This window comes from Mycolicibacterium austroafricanum, from assembly GCF_000612725.1.
Classification (GTDB): Bacteria; Actinomycetota; Actinomycetes; order Mycobacteriales; family Mycobacteriaceae; genus Mycobacterium; species Mycobacterium austroafricanum.
The window spans coordinates 1,070,492-1,094,118 of record NZ_HG964450.1 but is presented as its reverse complement, the minus strand read 5'-3'; the positions used below and the strand labels follow the sequence as shown (position 1 = coordinate 1,094,118).

The following is a 23,627-nucleotide window of genomic DNA, read 5'->3' as shown; positions in this document are numbered from 1 at the left end:
GTTCACCCATCGACGAGCTCGGTGGATGGTCGCTGACTGGTGGGCGGCAGGTACATGCGCTTCCGGAGCCACATCACCGCCGGACCGATCAGCACGACAGCGCAGATCGACTCCGCGGCCAGATAGGCCCAGCCGACCCCTGTGACCCCGACGTAGCGGGTCGCAATCAGCGAGCCGCCGACCACGGTGAGCGTCCAGACGAAGGTCATGAACAGCTGCAGGCGAAGCTTGCGTTGCACGCGGGCAAACCCTTCGTAGGCGGCACCGATTACCGAGAGCGGGACGAAAATCGCTGCCAGAAGCAACAGATCCTCACTGCCCGTTCGGTAGTCGGATCCGATGAGGCTCAGCATGGGTGGTGCGACGAGTATCAGCCCGGCGCACCCGACGACGGCCACGGCGATCAGCATGCGCACCGTCCGCCAGGACAGGGCGGGGATCTTGTCTGGATGCGTCGCCGCCTCGGCGACGTATGGGCTGACCACGAGATGGATCGCGAGGTACAGCGCACTGACGAACTGCCAGGCGATCTGGAAGTGGGCGTTCGCGGCCGGCCCGGCCTGGGCGACCACGATCAGCGGTACCAGCAGAGCGCCGGTTGACAGCATCGCGGCGATCCCGAAGGAGGAGCCGAAGTAGGACCAGATGTCCTTCCACGGCGGCAGATCCGGGTGCAGAGAGAACCTCGGGTGCTGCCGGCAGCGCCGACTGATGACGACGAAGAAGTAGGCGGCGATCAAGGCTGCGGTGCTTCCCCATGCGGCGACGATGGCGGTCGACGCAGCCGCCGTGCCCATCAGGGCGCCCGAACCCGCCAATGTCGCCACTGCCAACAGGACCGCGAGCTTGCCGACCGCCAGCCCGGTGTTCTTCACCGCGGCCCATCGAGCCACGCCGAGACCGGCGAGTACCTTGTCTTGCAGGATGAACACGGCGATGACGACGACGAACAACGGATAGGCCAGCAGTACCCAATCCGAGGTGAACAACGTCTCTCGCGGACCGAAGACAATCAGGGCGATGCCGCCCGCCATCGACACCGCCGTTACCAGGAGGAAGCCCCTGCTGATCAACTCGCCGGCCCGGTGCCCGGCGACCGGGAGGAACCGCTCGTAGAACCGGTCGATGGAGAGGATGGACAACGTGGACAGCATGAGCGCGGAGTTGATCAGCGCCGCGGCGACGCCCACGTCCTCGGCGGGGAAGACCCGGGCGGTGGCGCCCCAGTAGACCAGCCCCAGAACGCAGGTCAGGACGTTGGACACCATGAGCGAGAAGGTGTTGACGTTCAGGTTGGCTTCCGCCGCGAGCTCCCCACCGGGGATGGTCCGAAGGCGCAGTCGGCCCGCCGTATTCATGAGAGCCGGTACTGGGTCTTGGCGCGCAGATAGCCGGCCGTCGTCGCTGCGAGCCCGAAAGCCATGACTCCCGCGCGCCGGAACCCGCCCTGCCTCGGCGCTGTGAGCTCCCGCAGGACGCCGCGCGGGAGGGTCCGCGTCGTGTAGGCCCGCTCCGCGAGCAGCGGGTTGCCGACGCCTGCGATCTCGGTGACGACAGCCTTCGAAATCCCCTCGTGGTAGCACCGCCGCCGGAAATAGCGGATCGTCGTCCGATCGCACGAGACATGATGACGGACAACGGCGTCCGGGTCGTACAGCACCCGTGCATCCGGTTGGCGGCCACGGATGCGGAGGCACAGCTCCGTCTCCTCTCCGCCGACCGGGTGGTTGCCGACCCGGCCCACCTCGGACCTGAACCCGCCGATGTCGTCGAACACCGAGCGGCGGATCGACATATTGCAGCCAAGGGGGTTCCGCACCTCCGCCAGCTCGGTCGGCTGCCCGGTGTAACTGCACCCGACCACCCAGTCGAACTCGGCAGGCATCCAGTGCGGGCGGGCGCCCGTGGGCCACACCGGGGCGGCATAGCCGCCGACGGCAGCGACCCGCGGATCGCGATAGTGGCGCATCAGGGCATGCGCCCAACCGGGCTCGGCGACTGCGTCGTCGTCGAGGAACGCGACGACGTCGCCGCGCGCCGCGCCCACCCCCGTGTTCCTGGCACCCGAAAGTCCACGCTCCCCGTCACTTTCGAGCACCGTGACTCGTCCTCGGGCACCGAATCGGTCCCGGGCGAGCCGGTACAGCTCCGGGCAGTGATCGATTACCACGACGACGCCGAGTACCGGGAAGTCCTGATTCAGAACTGATTCCACTGCAGGGCAGAGCTCATCCCACCGTTGCGTGGTGTAGGCGCAGATCACCACGGTCAGGGTGTCGGCCACGACGGTCGACGGCAGATCGGTGCCGGCTCGCGGGCCGGCCCGGACCGGCCCGCGGTCACGTCGCGCAACACGCCACTTGGTCAGACCGAACAGTGCCATCCGGCGCAAAGTCTGTTCGTGGCAACGCATCCAGCCGCGGAAAAGGTCGATTTGGGACAGGTCCCAGCGCGGATCGCGGGCAAGCGACTTCTCGAAGTCGAGCGACTGGGCAAGTTGGGTCCGCGCCGAGGTCAGGCCGCTCATGGAGCCACCGCGGATCCGGAACGAGGCGTGTGTCGCCGGTATGCCGTAGAAGTCGCCACAGCCCAACAGCCGCACCCACAGATGTATGTCACTCAGGAAGGGGAAGTCGGCGGTGAACCCACCGACCCGGTCGAAGTCGGCGCGCCGGAACATGCCCGCCACCGGTGCTCCGATCGGATTGCCTCCATTGCGCACGATCCGCCTGACCACGCCTTCGGCGGTGACCTGTCCCTCGATGCCGTCGAGTCCCCGGGCGGGCACGATCAAGCGCTCGTTGTCGTCGATGAAGTCGCATTTCACCGACACCAGGGCGACATCGGGATTGTTGTCGAGGACCGAGGCCTGCACCGCAAGGCAGCCGGGCTTGAGCAGATCGTCGGCGCAGACAAGTTTGACGAACTCGCCCCGGGACTGTGACACCAGGAGGTTCCAGTTCTCGACGAACGGCAGGGTGGCCGGATTCCGCATGACCCGAACACGCGGATCGTCGACGCGCGCCAGGATGTCGGAAGTGCCGTCGGTGCTGTGGTTGTCGATGACGACCACCTCGAAGTCGTCGTAGGCCTGGGACAGCACGCTGTCGAGCAGGGGTTGCAGGTACGCAGCGGCCTGGTGGGCGGGGATACATATCGACACCTTCGGTGTCTGCATGACGGCCGGACCGGCGGCGATGGCTCCCGGGGCGTCTGTCGTGGTCATCGTCCGTGTGCCTTCCATCGCCCGGAGAGCTCGGGAAAGCGAGCCTCGACCTCCGGTAGGAGGTCGGCGAGTGTGAGCAGAACCCGGTCGGGGTCGGCTGCGAGCAACTCTTCAGGTGAGATGATCGGGATGTCGGTGCCCGGCATACGCCTGCCCTGCTTGGCCGGCGCGCCGTCGGCTACCGCCTTGACCAGATCTGTGGTGATACCGGCACGACTGAACAGCGAGACCGCTTTGGACGCGGCGGCATACGCGTACACGGTGTGGCCCGCGGCGGCCTCTTGCGCCAGCCACCCGCGCAACATCTCGACGTCGCGATCCGCGCCTTCCTGTAGACCTGCCAGGCCCGCCGGGGTGGTGATACCCATCTGCTGTTCCTTGTTCAGCAGGTGCTGCACGGACTCGTCGCCCTCAACATCCCCGTGCACCGCGGCGACCAGAGTGGTCCCCCCGTACAGATCGAACTCCCAGAGCGTGGCGACGCTCATCCCGACCGTGGCGAGCAGGCTCCTCAGCGAGGTCAATGAGTAGTAGGCAAAGTGGCCGTGCCGCAGCGCGTTCCACTGCCCCTCCGTCACGATGGTCACGATCGGCTGGTACTGCAGCAACAGGACCCCGCCGGATCTGGTGGCAGCGGCCCGCCGCGCGAACGAGGCTCGCTGCTCGGGTTCGTGCATGATGCCGAAGCAGTCCAGCACCAGGTCGGCATCGGAGCCGGGAGCGGGGTGGTAGCCGAATACGGCGACGAGTGGCAACCAGCTTCCGCTGTGCGGGCTCTCGAATTCAAGCACCGTATCGCCACGCAGCCAGCCGGCGGCCGCCACCTGTTCGACAGCGGCCTGCGCCTGCTCGCGGAGCGCGCGCGGCTCCAGACCGTGCATCTCCTGGCCGCCTGTGTCGTCGTCGGCCAGCTGCGCCAGCCCGCACGAGCTGCACAGCGCTATCGCGAGCCGGTGGCAGGCCTCGTCCGCGCCGATGGGATCGGCGGCCGGCGGAAAGTGATCCGGTGCAGGAACATTCCCGAAGTCAAGCACCGGCAGGGTGGCATCTCGTCCACACCCCCGACACTCGTTCATGGCACGATCGCCCAATGCGCATCGACAACGCGGATCTCGCCGACGTTCTCGTCCTCACCCCGACTCCGTTCCGCGACGAGCGCGGGTTGTTCACCCGGACCTTCGACGCCGCACTCTTCGACGCCCATCTCGGGACGCCCGGCCTGTCGGCGCGCTTCGTCCAGGACTCCCAGTCGCGATCGGTCCGCGGCGTAATCCGTGGCATGCACGGACGGTCCGGTCGGGGCGAGGCCAAGCTGGTCCGCTGTGCGCACGGAGCCATCCACGACGTGTTGGTCGACATTCGGCCGGGATCGGTCACGTTCGGCCGGCAGCAGGCTTTCCTGCTCGACGACAACGACTTTCGTCATCTTTATGTGCCGCCGGGTTTCCTGCACGGATTTCAGGCCCTCACCGCTACGGCGGACGTCTGCTACCGGATCGACCGTCCTCATGACCCCTCCGAGAACCTGGCTGTCGCACACGACGATCCCGACCTCGCGATCGACTGGCCGCTGGCCGGGGCGATTGTGTCGGCGCAGGACCGCCGCGCGCCGCGGTGGGCTGATCTACTCATGCAGCTGTCCTGATCCATCGCATCGACTCGTCGAGCAGTCCGGCCGAGCGCAGCGCGTCCAGGTGTGGCAGCCGGGTGAACTTGTGGGCGAAGTCGTGCTGATTCAGGCCATAGGCCAGGTAGGCCCGGTACAACTGGGTGGCTCCGTCGGCGACCGACCACGTCGCCTCGTAGCCGAGCGTGTCGCGGAACCGAGAGAAGTCCACCCGGTAGGACCGCGGGTCCGGCCCCGTCTCACCGGTGATCAGCAGATGGGAGGACGGCACCGCACCGACAACGGCCTCGGCGATCTCGGCCACCGTGAGGTTGTTCGTCTCGGTGCCGACATTGAAGGCGGCACAGTGGATCTTGTGGATCGGCGCCTCCAGCGCGGTGAGAAACGCCACTGCGATGTCCTGGGCGTGGACGAGCGGGCGCCACGGCGTGCCGTCGGAGAGAACCCGCACTACTCCGGTGAGCACGGCGTGGGCGACGAGGTTGTTGACCACGATGTCGGCACGCAATCGGGGCGAGAAGCCGAATGCGGTGGCGTTGCGCAGAAAGACCGGTGAGAACGAATCGTCGGCGATCGCGGCGACGTCGTCTTCGACGCGCACCTTGCTCTCCGCGTAAGGCGTGAGTGGCCGCAGCGCGGTGTCCTCGTTGACGAGCCCGTCGTCGGCAGCGCCGTAGACCGAACACGTCGATGCGTAGAGGAACCTGCGAACGCCGGCCTCCTTGGCCAGCCGTGCCAGCCTGACCGATCCGCGATGGTTTATGGCGTAGGTGATTTCCGGCGCCAACGCCCCCAGCGGGTCGTTGGACAGGGCCGCGAGGTGTACGACGGCGTCGAACCCGGCGAGCTGGGTCACCGACACGTCCCGCAGGTCCTGTTCGATACCCGGGGGATCGAGCGGCGCCGGCCCCAGCACGCACTGCTCGAACAGACCGGAGTCGAGACCGGTGACGTCGTGCCCGGCTGCCTGCAGAACGGGCACCATGACGGTCCCCAGGTAGCCTTGGTGGCCGGTGACGAGGACCTTCATCGCAACGTCTCCGCCTCGCGGGACGGTTGCGTTGCGTGCAGGTCCGCGCTGTGCAGGGTGGGCAGTGGATACACCAGCTGCCCGCCCCACTCAGCGACATGGCTCAGCTGGGCAGTCAGTTCCGACTCGAGGTTCCACGGCAACACCACCACGACGTCGGGCTTGTCGACGTCGATGCGTGCCGGGTCATGGATCGGGATCCGCGTACCGGGCGTGAAACAACCGTGCTTGTAGGGGTTCCTGTCGACCGTGTACTCGATGAGGTCGCTGTGGATACCGCAATAGTTCAACAGGGTGTTGCCCTTCGCAGGCGCCCCGTACGCCACGACACGCTTACGGTTGCGCTTGCACTCCAACAGAAAGGTCAGGAACTCGTGTCGGATCGCCTCGGTGCGGCCCCGCAACTGTACGTACCCATCGACGTCGTGCAGCCCCGCCGCCTTCTCGACGCAGAGCGCCTCGGTCACCCTTTCGCTCGGCCGTCGGGCGGCACCCTCTGGGCGGGCCCAGAGGCGGATCGATCCGCCATGGGTGCTGAGCATCTCCACGTCCACGAGCGTCAGTCCGCCTTCGGCGAGTGCGAGCATGGCTGAGAACACTGTGTAGTACTGGAAGTGCTCGTGATAGATGGTGTCGAACTGCCCGAACGCCACCAGGTTCAGTGCGTAATGCACCTCGATGCTGAGCCAGCCGTCGTCGCACATCAGCCCACGCAGCGCTCGGGTGAACTCCCGCAGGTTGGGGATGTGGGCGTAGACGTTGTTGGCGATCACCAGATCGGCGGGTCCATGTTCGGCCCGCACCGACGCCGCCTCCTCCTCGTCGAGAAAGGCGGTGCGTGTCGGCACACCAAGTTCACGGGCGGCCGCGCCGACGTTCACCGACGGCTCGATACCCAGGCACGGAATTCCCTTGGCCTGCACATGCTTCAGTAGGTAGCCGTCGTTGCTGGCGACCTCGACGACGAAAGACCGCTGCCCGAGCCGAAGGCGGCGGGCAGTCTCGTCGACGTAGGACTTGGCGTGTTCGACCCAACTGTCGGAGTACGACGAGAAGTACGCGTACTCGGTGAAGGTGTCCTCCGAGGTGATCAGCGCCGGAATCTGTAGAAGCAGACACGATTCGCACAGCCGCAGATGTAGCGGATAGGTCGGCTCCGGGGCGTCGAGAGCCTCCGCGGGCAGGAAGCTCTGCGACGGTGGGCTGGCGCCCAGGTCAAGAACGCTGAGCATACGGTCCGAATCACATAGTCGGCATTGCATGGTGCTCTACTCTTTTCGTCAGGTATCGGGTGGCCGGCCAGGGTCAGACCAGCTGGTCGGCCCATATCTTCCAAGGCGCTTTGCCGTTGTCCCACAAATCGTTCAGGTAGATCTTGTCCCAGAGGGTGTCCATGCCTCGCCAGAATCCGCTGTGTTGGTATGCGGAGAGTTCACCGTCTGTCGCCAGCCGCTGAAGTGGCGCCTGCTCGAACACGGTGTCGTCGCCGGAGATGTAGTCCAGCACTGAGGGTTGTGCGACGAAGAAGCCGCCGCTGACCCAGCCGCCGTCTCCGATCGGCTTCTCCTGAAACGAGACTCGCCGTTCATCGAACTCGAGGGTGCCGTAGCGCGCCGGGGGTTGGACCGCGGTCACAGTGACGGTCGTCCGTTCGGCACGGTGGTGGTCGATCACATTGCGCACGTCGAGATCGGAGACGCCGTCGCCGTAGGTGAAGCAGAACGTGTCGTCGCCGATGTACTCCTTGGCCCGCAGCAGGCGGCCGCCTGTCATCGTGTTGAGGCCGGTGTCCAGAAGAGTGACCGTCCACGGCTCTGTCTTGGACTGAATTGTCGCGACACTGTCGGTGGCCAGATCGATCGTTACGTCCGATGTGTGCAAGAAGTAGTTCATGAAGTACTCCTTGATCATGTAGCCCTTGTATCCGACGAGCACGATGAAGTCTGTGATGCCCGCTGTCTCATAGATTTTCATGATGTGCCAGAGAATCGGGCGGCCGCCGATGTCGACCATCGGCTTGGGCCGGCTCTCGGATTCCTCACTGATACGGGTGCCCCGCCCACCGGCGAGAATGACTGCTTTCACGATTACTCCTGGTGCCGTGATTCGGCCGGTGTGACGGCGCCGACCGTTGGGATGCTGCGCGCGCCGCCGTCTTCGACGCCGAGCGAGTGAGTGTTTCGACGACCCGGGGTCGGGCGTCGGGTCGGGGGCGATCAGCCGGGCTGTGCTTCGGATACACGGGCCGGTATCGAGGTGCGGAGGTGTCTAACAGGCTTCCGCGGCAGCTGCTGCGGGTCCGCGCCGCTGTGAGAGAACCTCCAACAGGTGGCCTGAGACGCCGGACCTATGGCCGTGCAACACCGTTCGCAACACTCGGGTCCCGTCCCGAACGGCCCTCAGGTTCGACTTGCCGGAGCGGCGCGGCATCTCCAGGCTGGGCACCTCGGCGATCCGCAAGCCTGCCTGCATCGCCCGTACCGTCATCTCCGCCTCGATCTCGAACCCGGTTGCGGAGAGCTCGAGGAGTTCAAGGTAGCGGCGGTGGAAGGCGCAGAACCCGTAGCACAGATCCGTCAGGTCGGAGTCGTACAAGGAGTTGAAGACGCCGAGAAGGAAGCGGTTACCCAGCTTCCGGAACGCGGTGATGTCGAGCGAACCCCCGCCCCCGATGAACCTCGAACCCTTGACGAAGTCGTAGCCGTTGCGCAGGAAGTGCACGTAGTGCCGGATCTCTTGGGGCGCCATGCTGCCGTCCGCGTCCATCATCACGATGATGTCGCCGCTGGCCGCGAAGAAGCCGGTCCGCAGCGCACTGCCCTTGCCGACTCCTTCTTGCGCGACGACCTTGATGTCGGGTCGGTACCGCAGCGCCGTGATCAGCGTGGCGTCGGTGGAGGCGCCGTCGACCAGGATGATCTCGTCCACGTCCTCGGTGATCTGTTCAAGCACCCAGGCCACGTTGCGGGCCTCGTTCCGGACCGGGATGACCAGGCTCACGGACGGCGTCACCTTGACGCCGTCCCTGGCAAGCATGAACTGCGCGTGCGGACTGCTCGTCGTGGTCTGTCCTTGGTGTGAAGCACTGCCGACATGGCCCGTCGCTGGTAATTCCCCCATTGCCCTACCCCTGCTTCCGCTGAAGTGATGAGCTCGGCTGCGGTCGCGGCCGTCTCGTGGATTGCCGTTCCCCCTGAAGCGCTGCAATCGTCTTATCGTGCGGATGGACGCATCTCTGGCAAAGTTTCTGCGATTCCGATGGAACATATTGGCTACGTCGTCGGAGCTGTACGAGGCGGAACGGTATCAGCGACATGGCGGACCCGCAATCATCGTCCGCGGCTTTCTTGAGAAGTGAATAATTCGTAGTGCTAGACAGTATGCCAGGGCGAACACCGTCGTCTGTTTATGCAGCTACTACGCTATGTAGAAGCGCCTTGGCGGATAACTCGAAACATGATTGGTGCGCCATTGCCGGGTGGGCGAGATTGGCATTTTATTGCCGGTAAGCGTCGATAAACGCGATTTCCGCGGCCGGCGCCATTACGCGATGGCAGTTACCGCTTTGTATCCCTTATCGTCACCTATCGCGAAACATATCGTCTGAGCAAATCAAGGACGGTTCCTGGGAAATTCAAAGTTTAACCTGCTCGCAATATGGCTGCCGGACGGTCGCAGGTACGCGCCGGTGCCGTAGCGGAGCGGGCCGATGCGCGGACTGGGTCCGGGTGCGGTGGCCGGGAGGCGCCACTGCCGCGAACCCATGGTGACGTTTGACACCTGTCAACTTCGGCGAAGTAGAGTCAGCGCATGCAGATCCGCGACACCGCCGTTGCCACCCCTGACAAACCGGCCATCATCATGTATCCCTCCGGGACCGTGGTGACGTTCGGCGAACTCGAAGCCAGGGCGAACCGGCTGGCCCACCTGTTCCGGGACGCCGGCCTCGTCGAGGGCGACGCCGTCGCGATCCTGATGGAGAACAACGAGCACATCCACGCCGTGATGTGGGCAGCGCGCCGCGCCGGGCTGTACTACGTGCCCATCAGCACCCACCTCACCGCGGCGGAGGTGGCCTACATCGTCGACAACAGCGGCGCCAAGGCCATCGTCGGCTCCGCCAAGCTCAAGGACACCCTGGCCGGGCTGGCCGAAGAACTTCCAAACGGCCTGCCGCCGCTGCGGCTGATCGCCGGGGGAGCCGAATCGTCGGCGACGAGCGCCTCCAGCGAGCTCGAGGGCTGGCAGCGCTATCCCGAGTGCGTGGCCGACAAGCCCGACACCCCGATTGCCGACGAGATCGAGGGCGACCTGCTTCAGTACTCCTCCGGAACCACGGGACGCCCCAAGGGCATCAAGCGTGAACTGCCGCATGTGCCACCCTCGGAGTCGCCCGGGTTGATGGCCGCGCTGGTGTCCTTCTGGATGCACCCGGATGCGGTGTACCTCAGCCCCGCCCCCCTCTACCACACCGCGCCGTCGGTGTGGTCGATGCAGACGCAGGCCGGTGGCATCACCACCGTGGTGATGGAGAAGTTCGACGCCGAAGGCGCGTTGGACGCGATCGCCAAGCACAAGGTGACGCACGGCCAGTTCGTGCCGGTGATGTTCACCCGGATGCTGAAACTGCCTGAGGCCGTGCGCAAGTCGTACGACGTATCGAGCCTGGAGCGGGTCATGCACGCCGCCGCACCGTGCCCGGTCGACATCAAGAAGCAGATGATCGACTGGTGGGGTCCGATCGTCGACGAGTACTACGCGTCCTCGGAGGCGCACGGGTCCACGCTGATCAGCGCCGAGGACTGGCTGACGCACCCGGGTTCGGTCGGCAAACCGTTGACCGGTGTCGTCCACATCGTCGGCGAGGACGGCGAGGAGCTCCCGCCGGGCCAGGCCGGCGAGATCTACTTCGAAGGCGGCTACGACTTCGAATACCTCAACGACCCCGACAAGACCGCCTCCTCACGCCATCCGCAGGGCTGGAAGACGGTGGGCGACATCGGATATCTCGACGACGAGGGTTACCTCTACCTGACCGACCGTCGCCACCACATGATCATCTCCGGCGGGGTCAACATCTACCCGCAGGAGGCCGAGAACCTGCTCGTCACACACCCCAAGGTGATGGACGCCGCGGTGTTCGGCATCCCCGACGAAGAGATGGGGCAGAGCGTCAAGGCCGTGGTCCAGACGGTGGATCCCGCCGACGCCACCGAGGAGTTCGCCGCCGAACTCATCTCCTGGCTGCGGGATCGCCTGGCCCACTACAAGTGCCCGCGCTCCCTGTCGTTCGAGGCGCAGCTGCCCCGCACCGACACCGGCAAGCTCTACAAGCAGGAGCTGGTGAAGAAGCACTCGTGAACAGTCGGGTCGAACTGGGGGGCGGTGTCCGCGTCGCTGTCGGAACCCCTTCCGACGACGCGACTTTCACGGTGACCGAGGACGACGTCGATGACCGCCGGGCGGTCACCGTCACCTCGGTGCCCGACACCCTGGCGGAGTTGGAGGAGCGCTGCCGGCGGTGGCCGCAGGCGGCCGCGGTCTGTGACGACGTGCTGCGCGCATTCGACCCCGGGGGAAGCACCTTCGCCGGAGTGATCACCGAGTCGCTGGCCTACTCGACGTTGCAGTCGGGATCCGAGTTCGCCCGCTGGCTCGCCGAGCGAGGGCCGGCGCGGGTTCCGGATATCTCGGATCCCGTGGTGGCGGAACGCCACGACGGCCGACTGACGATCCGCTTCAACCGGCCACAGCGGCACAACGCCTTCTCGACCGACGCGCGGGCGGCGCTGCTCGAAGCGCTCGAGGTGGCGCGGCTGGATCCGTCGGTCGACGAGGTGGTGCTGGCCGGCAACGGTCCGTCGTTCTGCAGTGGCGGCGACCTGGCCGAGTTCGGCACGTTCACCGATCCTGCCTGCGCGCACCTGGCCCGCACCCGGCACAGCCCCGCCCTGGTCCTCGACGAGATCACCGCGCGCCTGGGCCGTGGCTGCCGCGCCGAGTTGCACGGCCAGGTTCAGGGCAGCGGCCTGGAGATGGCGGCATTCTGCGGGTGGGTGTCCTGCGACGCCGACGCGGTTCTCGGGTTGCCCGAGCTCACGCTCGGTCTGATCCCCGGTGCCGGCGGCACGGTCAGCGTCACCCGCCGCATCGGACGTTGGCGCACAGCTTATCTGGTGCTCTCCGGGCGGCCGATCGACGCCGGCACGGCGCTGCGGTGGGGCCTCGTCGACGCCGTCGGGTGAACTCGGCGCGCGAGCGACAACCGGGGGTGCTCGAGCGGACTCCCTAACTGGAGCGGCGCAACGTGACCCGGTAGGTGTATTGCTCGGGCAGGAACTGGCTGACGGCCAACTCGACCGGGTGGCCCTCGTCGTCGGCGTAGAGCCGGTCCACCCGCAGCATCGGATGTCCGGGCGGGCAGGCCACCGCCGCGGCGGCCGCCTCGTCCGCGGCAGCGACGGTGATCGATTGCGCCGCCTCGGCGATCGGTTTCTCCAGATGCGGCTCGAGCAGCCCGATCACGGTGTGAGTGCTCGTGGCGCCGGTGACCAGATGCGGGGACGTGAGCACGGAGGTGGCCACCGCAGGCGGGAGTGCAACGGTGGTGTGCCCGAACGCGATACCACCGTGCAGTCGACGGAACTGCACCGAGTAGACGACGTCCCCGTCCAGCCGTAGGCGGCTGGCGGCCTCGATGTCGACGCGTCGACGCAGCCCGTCGACCACCTCCATCGTGGTGTCGTCGGACAGGCTCATCAGGTCCTCGATGGACCCCAGCTGCCGGAGGTAGCGACGGCCCTGCTCGCTCGCGTAGCTCCCACGCCCGGGCACCCGGTACACGGTGCCCTCGGCGACGAGATCCTGGAATGCGCGTCGTACGGTCTGGCGGGACAGGCCGTGCCGGGCGACCAGTTCCGATTCCGTCGGCAGCCGTGTGCCGTCGGGATAGCGGCCCGCGGCGATGTCGTCGCGAAGCCGTTCTCGCAGCACCTGATAGGCCGGCGGCATCAGATGCCGCCCCGGGCCACCAGTTGTCCGGCGATCACGTTGCGTTGGATCTCGTTGGTGCCTTCGCCGACGATCATCAGCGGCGCGTCGCGGAAGTACCGTTCCACGTCGTATTCGGTCGAGTAGCCGTAGCCGCCGTGGATTCGCACCGCGTTGAGCGCGATCTCCATTGCGACCTCGGAGGCGAACAGCTTGGCCATCCCCGCCTCCATGTCGGCCCGCGCCCCGCTGTCGTAGCGGTCGGCGGCGTAGAGCGTCAGCTGGCGCGCAGCGGTCAACTTCGTCGCCATGTCCGCGAGATAGTGGCCGACCGCCTGGTGCTTCCAGATCGGCTGCCCGAAGCTCTCCCTGTCCTGTGCGTAGGCCAATGCATCCGCCAGCGCCGCCGATGCCACCCCGAGGGCGCGGGAGGCGACCTGAATACGGCCCGTCTCAAGGCCTTTCATCATCTGGGCGAACCCCCGACCCGCCGCACCGCCGAGAATCGCGGATTCGGGAACCCGGCACCCGTCGAAGGTCAGCTCGCAGGATTCGACGCCCTTGTAGCCGAGTTTGGGCAGGTCGCGCGACACGGTGAGACCGTCGGTCGGGTTGTCCACCAGAACGACCGAGATGCCCGAATGCCTCGGGGTGGCCTCGGGGTCGGTCTTGCACAACAGTGCGATCAACCCCGAACGTCTGGCGTTGGAGATCCACGTCTTGGCCCCGCTGATCACCAGCTCGTCGCCGTCACGGCGGGCCACGGTGCTCATCGCCTGCAGGTCGGAGCCGCCGCCGGGCTCGGTCAGCGCCATCGTCGCGCGCAGCTCGCCGGTCGCCATCGGCGGCAGATAACGCTGCTTCTGCTCATCGGTTCCGAACAGCGACAGCAGCTTGGCCACCACGGTGTGCCCACCCATCGCGCCGGCCAGGCTCATCCAGCCGCGGGCCAGCTCCTGGGTGACCAACACGTAGCAGCGCGTGGAAACCGGTGCGCCGCCCTCGGATTCGGGGATGGCCAACCCGAAGATCCCGATCTGCTTCATCTTCTCGATCCACGCCTCCGGGTAGGTGTTGGCGTGCTCGACGTCGCGCACGGTGGGCCGGACCTCGCGGTCGATGAACGTCCGGACCGTCTCCACCAGCATGGCTTCTTCGCTGCTCAGACCCTCGACCATGCCCACGCCTCCGTTGCTTCGCAAATGTACGGCCATTTCGCCCCGCCATATTGACATGCGGACCGGGCCGGTGCCAGCATCACCCTCTGTGACTTTGTGCGGCCAAATGTCCGGTGGTCCCCACTTCGACGACCTGAGGGTCGGACAGGTCTTCGACTCCGCTCCGTCGATGACGCTGACGGCGGGAGTGGCCGCGACACATCAGGCGATCATCGGCGACCGGATGCGCCTGCCCCTCGACGGCGAACTGTCCCTGTCCGTGGCCGGCGCGACGGCGCCGCTGGCGCATCCGGCACTGGTCTGCGACGTCGCGATCGGCCAGTCGACGCTGGCCACCCAGCGGGTCAAGGCCAACCTGTTCTACCGCGGCCTGACCTTCTACCGCTATCCCGTCATCGGTGACTCGTTGTTCACCCGCACCGAGGTGGTGGGCCTGAGGCAGAACACCGCCAAGCCCGGCCGGGCGCCCACCGGGCTTGCCGCACTGCGCATGACGACGATCGACGGTGTGGGGCGGCTCATCCTGGATTTCTACCGGTGCGCGATGCTCCCACTCAGTGATGACACCGCCCAGACCGGTCACGACAACGATCTCTCCGCGATCGGGGCCGGCGCTGCTCCGGTGGCCGATCCCACCGCCGACTGGGATGCCGAGGCGTTCCGGACGCGGGTGCCGGGACCGCATTTCGACCCGGCGCTGGTGGGTACGGTGGGTCGGAGCACCGCGGACGTGGTGAGCAGCGCCCCGGAGTTGGCCAGGCTGTCACTGAATATCGCTGCCACACATCATGATTCACGTGTCGCGGGTCGCCGGCTGGTCTACGGCGGGCACACCATCGGCCTGGCCCTGGCGCAGGCGACCCGGCTGCTGCCCAACCTCGTGACGGTGCTGGGCTGGGAGTCCTGCGATCACACCGGGCCGGTGTACGAGAACGACACGCTCTACAGCGATCTCACCGTCGAGAGCGCCGACCCGCTCCCGGACGGCCGCGGCGCGGTGCTGCGGTTGCGCTCGGTCGTCCACGCGGCGGGTGACGAACCCGGGGCGGACAGGCAGGTTCTGGAGTGGCGGTTCAGCGCCCTGCATTTCTGACGGTTCACCGTCGTGCATTTCTGACGGTTCACCGTCGTGCTGTCCTGTCGGTGCACCGTCGTGGCGCCGTGACCCACAATGGTCCGGTGACGTCCGTGCGCATTCCCGCCGCCGTGCTCGAGCGCGCCCGCTCGACGGCCGCGCGGGCGGGCATCGCGGCGGACACGGACGAACTGCTCGGCGGGCGGGCTGCTCTGCTGGGGCTCCGGTCGGGTGGCCGGGTCTCCGCCGGGGGCGCCTCCCGGCTGATGGCCGCGCATGACGGCTGGTGCGCGCTGACCCTGTCCCGGCCCGACGACATCGCGGCCGTCCCGGCCCTTGTCGAGGCCGACGCGGTCGTCGGTGACCCGTGGCCCGCAGTGGAACGCAACGTGCATGACCGCGGTGTGGTCGCGTTCGCCGAACGGGCCCGGCTGCTCGGCCTACCGGTCGGAGTGTTGGGCGAAACGGGTTCCGCTGCACCGGTGTTCCGACGTTCCGGTGATCCGGTTCAGCCCTGCGGGCTCACCGGGTTGCTGGTGGCGGACCTGTCGTCGATGTGGGCCGGACCGCTGTGCGGACAGCTGCTGGCCCGGGCGGGAGCGACCGTCGTCAAGGTGGAGAGCGCCACCAGGCCCGACGGGACACGGCAGGGGCCACCCGCCTTCTTCGACTGGATGAACGGCGGAAAGCTCTCCTACCGTGCCGATTTCACCCGTCCGGATGGTGTGCGCCGACTGCTGGCCGTGGCCGACGTGGTGATCGAGTCGTCGCGACCCGCTGCACTGGAACGGCGCGGACTGGGACCGGCGGACGTCCCCGCCCGCCGTGGTCGGATCTGGTTGCGCGTCACCGGCCACGGTACGGCGGGTGACCGCGCCGATTGGGTGGCCTTCGGTGATGACGCCGCGGTGTCGGGCGGACTGGTGGGCGGTAGTGCCGATGCCCCGGAGTTCTGCGGGGACGCGATCGCCGACCCGCTGACCGGACTGCACGCCGCGCTGGCCGTGCTGGAGTCACATGCCCGCGGCGGCGGTGAGCTGGTGGAGATCTCGATGGCGGCGGTGGCCGCCGGTTACGCGGGACTGCCTGGTGACGATGAAAGAGACTGCGCTGCAACGCCGTCGGTGCCGGACAGTGGACCCGAACTCGGTTCAGACAACGACGTCGTCGACCGCCTGGTCGCCGATCGGCTGGCCGCACCATGCTGATCCGGCGCGCGGCGCTCCTGGACGGCACCCGCACCGACATCCGCGTCGGTGAGCGGATCACCGGGATGGCCGACGGGCTGACGGCCGAGCCGGGTGAAACGGAGTACGACGCGGCCGGGGGCGCCGTGATCCCCGGACTGCACGACCACCACATCCATCTGCGCGCGGCCGCGGCGGCGTTGCACTCGGTACGGGTCGGACCCGACGAAGTGCACAGCAGGGCAGAACTCGCCGAAACGCTCGCCGCCGCAACGGTCGGTGCCGACGGATGGATCCGCGCCGTCGGCTACCACGATGCCGCGGCGGGGCCGTTGGACCGGCATGTGCTCGATGAGCTCGCCCCGTCCGTGCCGGTGCGTATCCAGCATCGCAGCGGGGCCCAGTGGATTCTGAACACCGCAGCGCTGCGACGCGTCGGGCTCGCCGATCATCCCGACGGCCGACTGCCCAGTGCGGACGGCAGTTGGGCGGCGACGTTGCGCAGCGACCCGGGCCTGGACGAGCTCGGCGCGCTGCTGTGCCGCTACGGGGTCACCGGGGTCACCGATGCCACACCGGATCTGGCCGCGGGCGACGTGGCAGCGCTGCAGCGCGAGATGCGGCAGCGGGTCCGGTGCCTGGCGCCGGGCAAGCGCATTCTGCACGACGACGAGCTCGACCCGGACGAGCTGAGCAGGTGGATCGGCGACCGGCACGCCGAGGGGTTCCCGGTGGCGGTGCACTGTGTCACGGCCGCCCAACTCGTCGTCACGCTGGAAGCGTTGCGCAGCAGCGGAACCCATCCCCTCGACCGCATCGAGCACGCCGCCGTGGTCCCCGACGGCAGCCTCGCCGACCTGGCCGGCCGCGCGGTGACCGTGGTGACTCAGCCGAACTTCGTGGCCGAACGCGGCGACCAGTACCTCGCCGATGTCGCGCCCGCCGAGCAACCCGAACTGTGGCGGGTGGCGTCGTTGCTGCGGGCCGGGGTGCCGGTCGCGCTGTCCACCGACGCGCCGTTCGGCGACGCCGATCCGTGGGCGGCGATGCGTGCCGCGGTGTTCCGTCGTACCCCGGCCGGACACGTCCTGGGGGAGGCGGAATGCGTCCCGGCGTCAGCGGCCCTTCAGATGTTCCTCGGTGACCCCGGCCGCCCGGCCACCCCACGCCGGGTCGAACCCGGGGCCGCCGCCGACCTGTGCATCCTGTCCACACCGCCGGAGGCGACGCTGGCGGAACTGGACGCCGCGGCCGTGGCCGCCACCGTGATCGGTGGTGAAGTCGTCTACCAGCGCGGGTGACCCGTCAGGGCGCCGCAGAAGCGAACACGGTCCGCAGCAGTGCGCATTGACTGTTGAAGAACGACTGCGACACATCGGCTTTGGGTGCGATCCCGTCGAACCCGTGGAAGGCGCCGTCGACCACCATGACCTCGCACTGCACCCCGGCCACGCGGAGCCGTTCGGCGTAGGCGAGATCCTCGTCGTGGAACAGATCCAGCGTCCCGACGCCGATCCAGGCGGGCGGAAGGCCGGCGAGGTCGTCACGACGGGCGGGGACGGCCTCGTTCGGGTCGGCGTCGCCCAGATATGCGCGCCAACCGAAGCGATTGCTGGACTGGTTCCACAGCCGGTGGCCCGGGTGGTCGAGCCCCTTCCGGTGCACGGTGCGGTCATCGATCATCGGATACACCAGAAGCTGTGCGGCGAGCTCGATTTCGCCGCGGTCACGGGTGAGCAGCGCGAGCGCGGCGGCCAGCCCGCCGCCGGCGCTGGCTCCGCCGATCGCCACCCGCGCCGGATCGACCGAAGGCAATTGGGTGAGCCAGTGCAACGCCGAGTAGCAGTCCTCGACCGGAACCGGGTAGGGATACTCGGGCGCGAGCCGGTAGTTCACCGAGGCGACCGTCGCGCCGAGCTCACGGGCGAACCGGCGGCACAGCACGTCGTCCTGGGCGGCGTCACCGATGACGTACCCGCCGCCGTGGATCCACAGCAGCGCGGGCCCCCGGCCCGGCGCCACTCCGCTGGGGCGGAACAGCCGGACCCCGACCCCCGAGGAGAGGGTGAGCACCTCCACGTCCGCAGGGCTGTCGTTGCGGCGCCACATCAGCCGCGACGCCGCCCGGATGAACGGCAGGGTGAGGGGCGTGATGACCTGCTTGGGCAGCAAGCGGGCGCTGCGACGCAGCTCAGGATGGAATTCGATGTCTGGCACCCGCTCAGTATGCGTGTGCGGCAAGGGCACCCGTCAGCGAAGTAGCGGGTCGCGTGGCAATCCGAGGATCCGCTCGGCGATGGTGTTCCTGGTGATCTCCGAGGTTCCGCCTGCGATGGTCATGGCGCGGTTGCCGAGATAACTGCGGGTCAGCTGCGGTGTCTGCCCGACGACGGCGGCGGTGCCTGCAAGCTCGAAGGCCAGCTCGGTGAGACGCTGCCCGGATTCGGCGACCAGCAGCTTGGTCACGTTCCCCTCGGGCCCCGGCTCGGCGCCGGCGATCGCGCGGGTCGCCCGCCTCAGGTTGAGCAGCCGCAGGCTGTGCAGCTCGGCGATCACCTCGCCCGCCTGCCGGACATACATCGCCGACGTCGCCGGTGAGCTGTCGAGCAACTTGATCAGATGGTCCGGGGTGGTGCCCACCGGCCCACCGGAGCCGCCGCCGATGGAGATGCGCTCGTTGCCCAGCGTGGCCCGCGCGACCAGCCAACCCTTGTTCACGTCGCCGACCACGTCGGCGTCCGGGACGAAGACGTCGTCAAAGAACACCTCGTTGAAGTGCGAGTCGCCGGTGATGCCCCGCAGCGGGTTCACCGTCACACCTTCGGCGTTCATGTCGATCGCCATCATCGTGACACCGGCGTGCTTGGGGGCGTCGGGGTCGGTGCGCACCGTGGCCAGGCCCCACTGGCACAGGTGGGCCAGGCTCGTCCACACCTTCTGTCCCGTGACACGCCAGCCGCCGTCGACCTTCTTGGCCGACGTCCGTACCGCCGCGGCGTCCGAGCCGGCGCCGGGTTCGGAGAACAGCTGGCACCACATCACCTGTCCGCGCAGCACCGGCTCCACCCAGCGCTCGCGCTGATCGTCGGTGCCCGCCTGGGCGATCGTCAGCGCCACCCAGCCGGTGATGCCCATGTCGGGACGGTCGACGCCGGCGAACTCCTCCTCGATGACCAGCTGTTCGAGCACGTTCGCCGCCCGCCCCCACGGTTGCGGCCAGTGCGGAACCAGGTATCCGGACTCGACGAGGAAGTCGCGCTGCTGGCCAGCGGGCAGCGACCGCACCTTGGCGGCGGCCTCGCGCGCCTGGCTGCGGTACTCCTCGGACTCGGGCGGCAGCGTGAAGGACGCGCCGTGCGCCCGGCCGTTGCGTTGGCCGTCGACGATGTCGAGCAGCGGGTCCACGCCGTCGGCCATCAGGGCCGCCAGCGTCCGGGCCCGGCGAAGGTAGAGGTGGGAGTCGTGCTCCCAGGTGAAGCCGATACCGCCGTGCAGCTGAATGTTGTTCTGCGCGTTGAACACCTGGGCGCGGATGGCCAGCGCGGCGGCGACGGCGCCGGCGAACCAGGCGCTGTCGAGATCGTCAGCGCGGGCCGCGTCCCAGGTGGCCGCGGTGGCGACCTCGGCGGCCACCAGCATGTTGGCGGCGTGATGCTTGACGGCCTGGAAGGTGCCGATGGTGCGCCCGAACTGTTCGCGCACCTTGGCGTAGCCCACGGCCATGTCCAGCGCCGCCCAGCTGACGCCGACGGCCTCGGCGGCGGCCAGGATCCGGAACACGGTCCTCGCGTTGCGCGCCGCCCCCCGCAGGACGCGGTCGGCGGCGACGGGCACGTCGCGCAGCGTCACCGATCCGATGCTGCGGGTGGGGTCCAGGCAATCGAGCGGGGTCACGGTGACACCGCCGGCCGCCGATGCGGGACCGGCGTCGAGGATCACCACGTCCTCACCGGCGGTCAGCACCAGCACAGACGCGTCGGGTGCTGCGAGCACCACCGGGCTCTCCCCGGAGACGATCAGATCGGTGCCGACGACGACGCTGCCCGACACGCCGAGGGCGGCCACCGTCTCCCCGCCGGCCAGTACCGGGAGCAGTTCGGCGCGAACGGAATCCGGTGCGCTCCGGTCGATGACCACCGAAGCCGCCGCGCTGGACAGGAACGGCCCGGGCGCGAGCTGACTGCCGAGGCATTCGATCACCACCGCCAACTCCTCGAGCCCGAAGCCCGAGCCGCCGACGTCTTCGGGCAGGGCGAGTCCGGTCCAGCCGAGTTCGGTTGCGGCCGACCAGATGTCGGCCGGGTGGGTGGAGCCGCCGGCCAGCGCGGCCCTGGCCTTGGCCGGCGTCTGCAGCCGGGTGAGCTGGCCCGACACCGCGGCAGCGAGGTCCTGGTGGTCGTCGGTGATGGCGAGCCTGGACGCAGTCACGGTCGCGCTAACGGTCTTGCTCAAGTGAAGGCCTCACTGCTGAAGTTGACGGTCGGCAACCGACGTTATCGCGCACCGTCGACCCGGGAAACCTGTGATCCACATCACAAAACGACTACGATGCAAATTTGAGTAGACATCTTCGCCCGGATTGTCGTTTCGTCTTCCCGCCCAAGGGTACGCTCGCGCAATGACGGAACGGCCGGACATCAGGTATCCCGGACCTACTCTCACCACCCGCCTGCAATGGTTGCTGAACGCGGGTCCCTCCGACTTCATGCTGGCGATGAGCGTGGCGTCGGCATCGCTACCGGTGATCGGCAAACACCTTGAGCCACTTGGAGCGTTGACGGCCGCCGGGATCTGGGGAACCCGGCACGCCCCCGACTTCGTCGGTGCGCTGGCGAAGTCGCTGATAACGCCGAACGACGCCGAGCGCAAGAAGCAGGAGCGGGACTGCACCAACGCGGTGACCGAGGCCGCGCTGCGGGATGTCGTCGGGCCCAAAGATCTCGAGATCGAATGGCCGGCGGCCGAGCGCACCCCGCCGGTGTGGAGGATGCGTGAGCACCGGCGCCACGTGCACCGCACCTCGGTGCGCTACGGCCCGCGCCCGACGCAACTGCTCGACGTGTGGCGTCGTGACGATCTGCCCGCCGAGCCTGCCCCGGTGCTGATCTTCGTGCCGGGCGGAGCGTGGGTGCATGGAAGCCGCATGCTCCAGGGCTATGCGTTGATGTCGCACCTGGCCGAAAGGGGCTGGGTGTGCCTGTCGATCGACTACCGGGTCGCGCCGCACAATCCGTGGCCGGCCCATGTCGCCGATGTGAAGACGGCGATCGCGTGGGCGCGTGCCAACGTCGACAAGTTCGGCGGCGACCGCAACTTCGTCGCGATCTCGGGAGCGTCGGCAGGCGGGCACCTCGCGGCGCTGGCCGGTCTGACGGCCAACGATCCCGAGATGCAGGACGAGCTGCCCGAGGGGTCGGACACCTCGGTCGACGCGGTCGTCGGGATCTACGGACGCTACGACTGGGAGGACAAGTCGACGGTCGAGCGCGTCCGCTTCATGGACTTCCTGGAGCGGGTGGTGGTGCGACGCAAGTTCGACAGGCATCCCGAGCTGTTCCGGAAGGCCTCCCCGATGGCCAGGGTTCATCCGGAAGCGCCACCGTTCCTCGTCGTCCACGGCACCGGGGACAGCGTCATACCGGTGGCGCAGGCCCAGAGCTTCGTCGAGCGGCTGCGCGGCGTGTCCCGTTCGGTGGTCGGCTACGTCGAGCTCCCCGGTGCGGGCCACGGGTTCGACATGACCGACGGCGCGCGCACCGGTGCCGCGTCGACAGCAATCGGCTTGTTCCTCAACCATATTCACCGAAACCGGACCCTCATCGGGGCCAAAGAGGTTATATAGTCACCTCCGATCGGAAGGCGGCGCGGTGAAGAGGCTTAGTGGCTGGGACGCTGTGCTGCTGTACAGCGAGACCCCGAACGTCCACATGCACACGCTCAAGTTGGCCGTCATCGAGCTCGACGACACGTTCGCCCGGGAAGGCGGTGCGACCTTCGGTGTCGAGGAGCTTCGCAAGGTCATCCACGGACGGCTCTACAAACTCGACCCGTTCCGCTACCAGCTGATCGACATCCCGTTCAAGTTCCACCACCCGATGTGGCGGGAGAACGCCGAGGTCGACCTCGAATACCACGTTCGGTCATGCCGTGTCGATGCGCCGGGCGGTCGTCGCGAGCTCGACGAGGCGGTGGGCAGGATCGCGAGTACCCCGCTGGACCGCAGCCGACCGCTGTGGGAGATGTACCTGATCGAAGGTCTGGCGGGCGGCCGGATCGCGGTACTCGGAAAGATCCATCACGCCCTGGCCGACGGTGTCGCGTCGGCGAACCTGCTGGCGCGCGGCATGGATCTGCAGGACAGCCCGCAGGCCGACCGGGACTCCTACGCCACCGACCCGGCCCCGACCCGGGGCGAGCTGGTCCGGTCGGCGTTCACCGATCATCTCCGGCAGATCGCCAAGCTGCCCGGGGTGGTGCGCTACACCGCCCAGGGGGTGCGTCGGGTGCAGCGCAGCGAGCGCAAGCTCTCGCCCGAGCTGACGCGACCGTTCACCCCGCCGCCGACGTTCATGAACCACATGGTCGACGCCACCCGCAGGTTCGCCACCGCCACCGTGGCGCTCGACGACGTCAAGCAGACCGGCAAGCAGCTGGGCGTCACCATCAATGACATGGTGCTGGCGATGTCCGCAGGGGCATTGCGAAAGTTGTTGCTGCGGTACGACGGTCGCGCCGATCACCCGCTGCTGGCGTCGGTGCCGGTGAGTTTCGACTTCTCCCGCGACCGGATCTCCGGTAACTACTTCACCGGTGTGCTGGTCAGCCTCCCGGTGGACGTCGAGGATCCGCTGGAACGGGTCAGCGCCGCCCACACCGCCGCGGCGGCGGGCAAGGAGAGCAACAACCTGATCGGTCCCGAGCTGGTCAGCCGGTGGTCGGCCTATTTCCCGCCGGCCCCGGCCGAGGCGATGTTCCGCTGGCTGTCGAACAAGGATGGCCAGAACAAGGTGATGAACCTGCCGATCTCCAACGTGCCGGGTCCCCGCGAGCGCGCCCGTGTCGGCGGTGCGTTGGTCACCGAGATCTACTCCGTCGGCCCGCTCACCGCGGGCAGCGGCCTCAACATCACCGTGTGGAGCTACGTCGACCAGATCAACATCTCGGTGCTTTCGGACGGCAAGACGCTCGACGATCCCCATGAGCTCACCACGGCCATGGTCGACGAGTTCATCGAGATACGCCGTGCCGCAGGACTTTCCACGGAGCTGACGGTGATCGAAACGGCGATGGCCAACTAGCTCCGAGCACCGCCGA

General features: G+C 67.8%; 19 protein-coding genes. 8 read left to right on the top strand and 11 right to left on the bottom strand.

Annotated features, from left to right (window positions below; translation table 11 throughout):
- Positions 1 to 2: 2 nt before the first annotated feature.
- From BN976_RS05210 to BN976_RS05195, 3 genes are read right to left on the bottom strand one after another with little or no spacing between them, the layout of a single operon-like run.
- The gene (locus BN976_RS05210) at positions 3 to 1,358 is read right to left on the bottom strand and encodes a lipopolysaccharide biosynthesis protein (protein WP_036368501.1); all 1,356 of its coding nucleotides are present in this window, start codon (positions 1,356 to 1,358) and stop codon (positions 3 to 5) included.
- Complete coding sequence (locus BN976_RS34275) at positions 1,355 to 3,226, bottom strand: glycosyltransferase family 2 protein (protein WP_011777535.1); 1,872 nt, start codon at positions 3,224 to 3,226, stop codon at positions 1,355 to 1,357. The genes BN976_RS05210 and BN976_RS34275 overlap by 4 nt, the downstream gene beginning before the upstream one ends.
- A complete protein-coding gene (locus BN976_RS05195; RefSeq protein ID WP_036368498.1) occupies positions 3,223 to 4,302 on the bottom strand; it encodes a transferase in 1,080 nt (359 codons plus the stop codon). Before BN976_RS05195 ends, BN976_RS34275 begins: the two co-directional genes overlap by 4 nt.
- Before the next feature lie 14 nt (positions 4,303 to 4,316).
- Between BN976_RS05195 and rfbC the strand changes: the two genes are divergently transcribed.
- Positions 4,317 to 4,871, top strand: a complete 555-nt coding sequence (gene rfbC, locus BN976_RS05190) for a dTDP-4-dehydrorhamnose 3,5-epimerase (protein WP_011777537.1) — start codon at positions 4,317 to 4,319, stop codon at positions 4,869 to 4,871.
- Here the strand turns inward: rfbC and BN976_RS05185 are convergent.
- From BN976_RS05185 to BN976_RS05170, 4 genes are all read right to left on the bottom strand, one after another.
- The gene (locus BN976_RS05185; RefSeq protein WP_036368494.1) at positions 4,855 to 5,883 is read right to left on the bottom strand and encodes an NAD-dependent epimerase/dehydratase family protein; all 1,029 of its coding nucleotides are present in this window, start codon (positions 5,881 to 5,883) and stop codon (positions 4,855 to 4,857) included. The genes rfbC and BN976_RS05185 overlap by 17 nt on opposite strands.
- Positions 5,880 to 7,145, bottom strand: a complete 1,266-nt coding sequence (locus tag BN976_RS05180; protein ID WP_036368491.1) for a class I SAM-dependent methyltransferase — start codon at positions 7,143 to 7,145, stop codon at positions 5,880 to 5,882. The genes BN976_RS05185 and BN976_RS05180 overlap by 4 nt, the downstream gene beginning before the upstream one ends.
- Positions 7,146 to 7,188: 43 nt before the next feature.
- Positions 7,189 to 7,968, bottom strand: coding sequence for a glucose-1-phosphate cytidylyltransferase (gene rfbF, locus BN976_RS05175; protein WP_011777539.1), 780 nt, complete (start codon positions 7,966 to 7,968; stop codon positions 7,189 to 7,191).
- Between the two features lie 183 nt (positions 7,969 to 8,151).
- Entirely contained in the window at positions 8,152 to 8,883 is a 732-nt protein-coding gene (locus BN976_RS05170; RefSeq protein ID WP_407939129.1) for a glycosyltransferase family 2 protein, read from the bottom strand.
- Positions 8,884 to 9,693: 810 nt separating this feature from the next.
- On the opposite strand from BN976_RS05170, the gene fadD4 reads away from it, so the two are divergent.
- Positions 9,694 to 11,244 carry a fatty-acid--CoA ligase FadD4 gene (gene fadD4 / locus BN976_RS05165; protein WP_011777541.1) on the top strand — a complete coding sequence of 517 codons (1,551 nt, stop codon included), beginning with the start codon at positions 9,694 to 9,696 and terminating at the stop codon, positions 11,242 to 11,244.
- The gene (locus tag BN976_RS05160; protein WP_036368485.1) at positions 11,241 to 12,128 is read left to right on the top strand and encodes an enoyl-CoA hydratase/isomerase family protein; all 888 of its coding nucleotides are present in this window, start codon (positions 11,241 to 11,243) and stop codon (positions 12,126 to 12,128) included. The genes fadD4 and BN976_RS05160 overlap by 4 nt, the downstream gene beginning before the upstream one ends.
- Before the next feature lie 43 nt (positions 12,129 to 12,171).
- Here the strand turns inward: BN976_RS05160 and BN976_RS05155 are convergent, their stop codons facing one another.
- Together BN976_RS05155 and BN976_RS05150 are read right to left on the bottom strand one after the other, a co-directional pair.
- Positions 12,172 to 12,894 (bottom strand): GntR family transcriptional regulator, encoded by a 723-nt coding sequence (locus BN976_RS05155; protein ID WP_011777543.1) that lies wholly within the window; start codon positions 12,892 to 12,894, stop codon positions 12,172 to 12,174.
- The gene (locus BN976_RS05150; RefSeq protein ID WP_011777544.1) at positions 12,894 to 14,051 is read right to left on the bottom strand and encodes an acyl-CoA dehydrogenase family protein; all 1,158 of its coding nucleotides are present in this window, start codon (positions 14,049 to 14,051) and stop codon (positions 12,894 to 12,896) included. The genes BN976_RS05155 and BN976_RS05150 overlap by 1 nt, the downstream gene beginning before the upstream one ends.
- Positions 14,052 to 14,157: 106 nt before the next feature.
- On the opposite strand from BN976_RS05150, the gene BN976_RS05145 reads away from it, so the two are divergent.
- The 3 genes from BN976_RS05145 to BN976_RS05135 all read left to right on the top strand — a co-directional run bounded on the left by BN976_RS05145 (position 14,158) and on the right by BN976_RS05135 (position 17,614).
- Complete coding sequence (locus BN976_RS05145; protein WP_036368482.1) at positions 14,158 to 15,144, top strand: hotdog family protein; 987 nt, start codon at positions 14,158 to 14,160, stop codon at positions 15,142 to 15,144.
- An 86-nt stretch (positions 15,145 to 15,230) separates the two neighbouring features.
- A complete protein-coding gene (locus tag BN976_RS05140) occupies positions 15,231 to 16,334 on the top strand; it encodes a CoA transferase (protein ID WP_036369262.1) in 1,104 nt (367 codons plus the stop codon).
- Complete coding sequence (locus BN976_RS05135) at positions 16,328 to 17,614, top strand: amidohydrolase family protein (RefSeq protein WP_011777547.1); 1,287 nt, start codon at positions 16,328 to 16,330, stop codon at positions 17,612 to 17,614. Before BN976_RS05140 ends, BN976_RS05135 begins: the two co-directional genes overlap by 7 nt.
- 4 nt (positions 17,615 to 17,618) lie before the next feature.
- Here BN976_RS05135 and BN976_RS05130 read toward each other — a convergent pair whose 3' ends face one another.
- Complete coding sequence (locus tag BN976_RS05130; protein WP_036368479.1) at positions 17,619 to 18,530, bottom strand: alpha/beta hydrolase; 912 nt, start codon at positions 18,528 to 18,530, stop codon at positions 17,619 to 17,621.
- A gap of 33 nt (positions 18,531 to 18,563) precedes the next feature.
- Positions 18,564 to 20,741: an acyl-CoA dehydrogenase family protein gene (locus BN976_RS05125; RefSeq protein WP_036369260.1), complete on the bottom strand. Its 2,178-nt coding sequence runs from the start codon at positions 20,739 to 20,741 to the stop codon at positions 18,564 to 18,566.
- Between the two features lie 190 nt (positions 20,742 to 20,931).
- Here BN976_RS05125 and BN976_RS05120 point away from each other — a divergent pair, with 190 nt between their 5' ends.
- Together BN976_RS05120 and BN976_RS05115 are read left to right on the top strand one after the other, a co-directional pair.
- Positions 20,932 to 22,155, top strand: coding sequence for an alpha/beta hydrolase (locus BN976_RS05120; RefSeq protein ID WP_011777550.1), 1,224 nt, complete (start codon positions 20,932 to 20,934; stop codon positions 22,153 to 22,155).
- A gap of 25 nt (positions 22,156 to 22,180) precedes the next feature.
- Positions 22,181 to 23,611: a WS/DGAT/MGAT family O-acyltransferase gene (locus BN976_RS05115; protein WP_036368475.1), complete on the top strand. Its 1,431-nt coding sequence runs from the start codon at positions 22,181 to 22,183 to the stop codon at positions 23,609 to 23,611.
- Positions 23,612 to 23,627 lie beyond the last annotated feature (16 nt).

Coding starts and splice junctions, on each gene's coding strand:
- BN976_RS05210 (WP_036368501.1), bottom strand. CDS start 1,358: ATGAATACGGCGGGCCGACTGCGCCTTCGGACCATCCCCGGTGGGGAG.
- BN976_RS34275 (WP_011777535.1), bottom strand. CDS start 3,226: ATGACCACGACAGACGCCCCGGGAGCCATCGCCGCCGGTCCGGCCGTC.
- BN976_RS05195 (WP_036368498.1), bottom strand. CDS start 4,302: ATGAACGAGTGTCGGGGGTGTGGACGAGATGCCACCCTGCCGGTGCTT.
- rfbC (WP_011777537.1), top strand. CDS start 4,317: ATGCGCATCGACAACGCGGATCTCGCCGACGTTCTCGTCCTCACCCCG.
- BN976_RS05185 (WP_036368494.1), bottom strand. CDS start 5,883: ATGAAGGTCCTCGTCACCGGCCACCAAGGCTACCTGGGGACCGTCATG.
- BN976_RS05180 (WP_036368491.1), bottom strand. CDS start 7,145: ATGCAATGCCGACTATGTGATTCGGACCGTATGCTCAGCGTTCTTGAC.
- fadD4 (WP_011777541.1), top strand. CDS start 9,694: ATGCAGATCCGCGACACCGCCGTTGCCACCCCTGACAAACCGGCCATC.
- BN976_RS05155 (WP_011777543.1), bottom strand. CDS start 12,894: ATGCCGCCGGCCTATCAGGTGCTGCGAGAACGGCTTCGCGACGACATC.
- BN976_RS05150 (WP_011777544.1), bottom strand. CDS start 14,051: ATGGTCGAGGGTCTGAGCAGCGAAGAAGCCATGCTGGTGGAGACGGTC.
- BN976_RS05145 (WP_036368482.1), top strand. CDS start 14,158: ATGTCCGGTGGTCCCCACTTCGACGACCTGAGGGTCGGACAGGTCTTC.
- BN976_RS05135 (WP_011777547.1), top strand. CDS start 16,328: ATGCTGATCCGGCGCGCGGCGCTCCTGGACGGCACCCGCACCGACATC.
- BN976_RS05120 (WP_011777550.1), top strand. CDS start 20,932: ATGACGGAACGGCCGGACATCAGGTATCCCGGACCTACTCTCACCACC.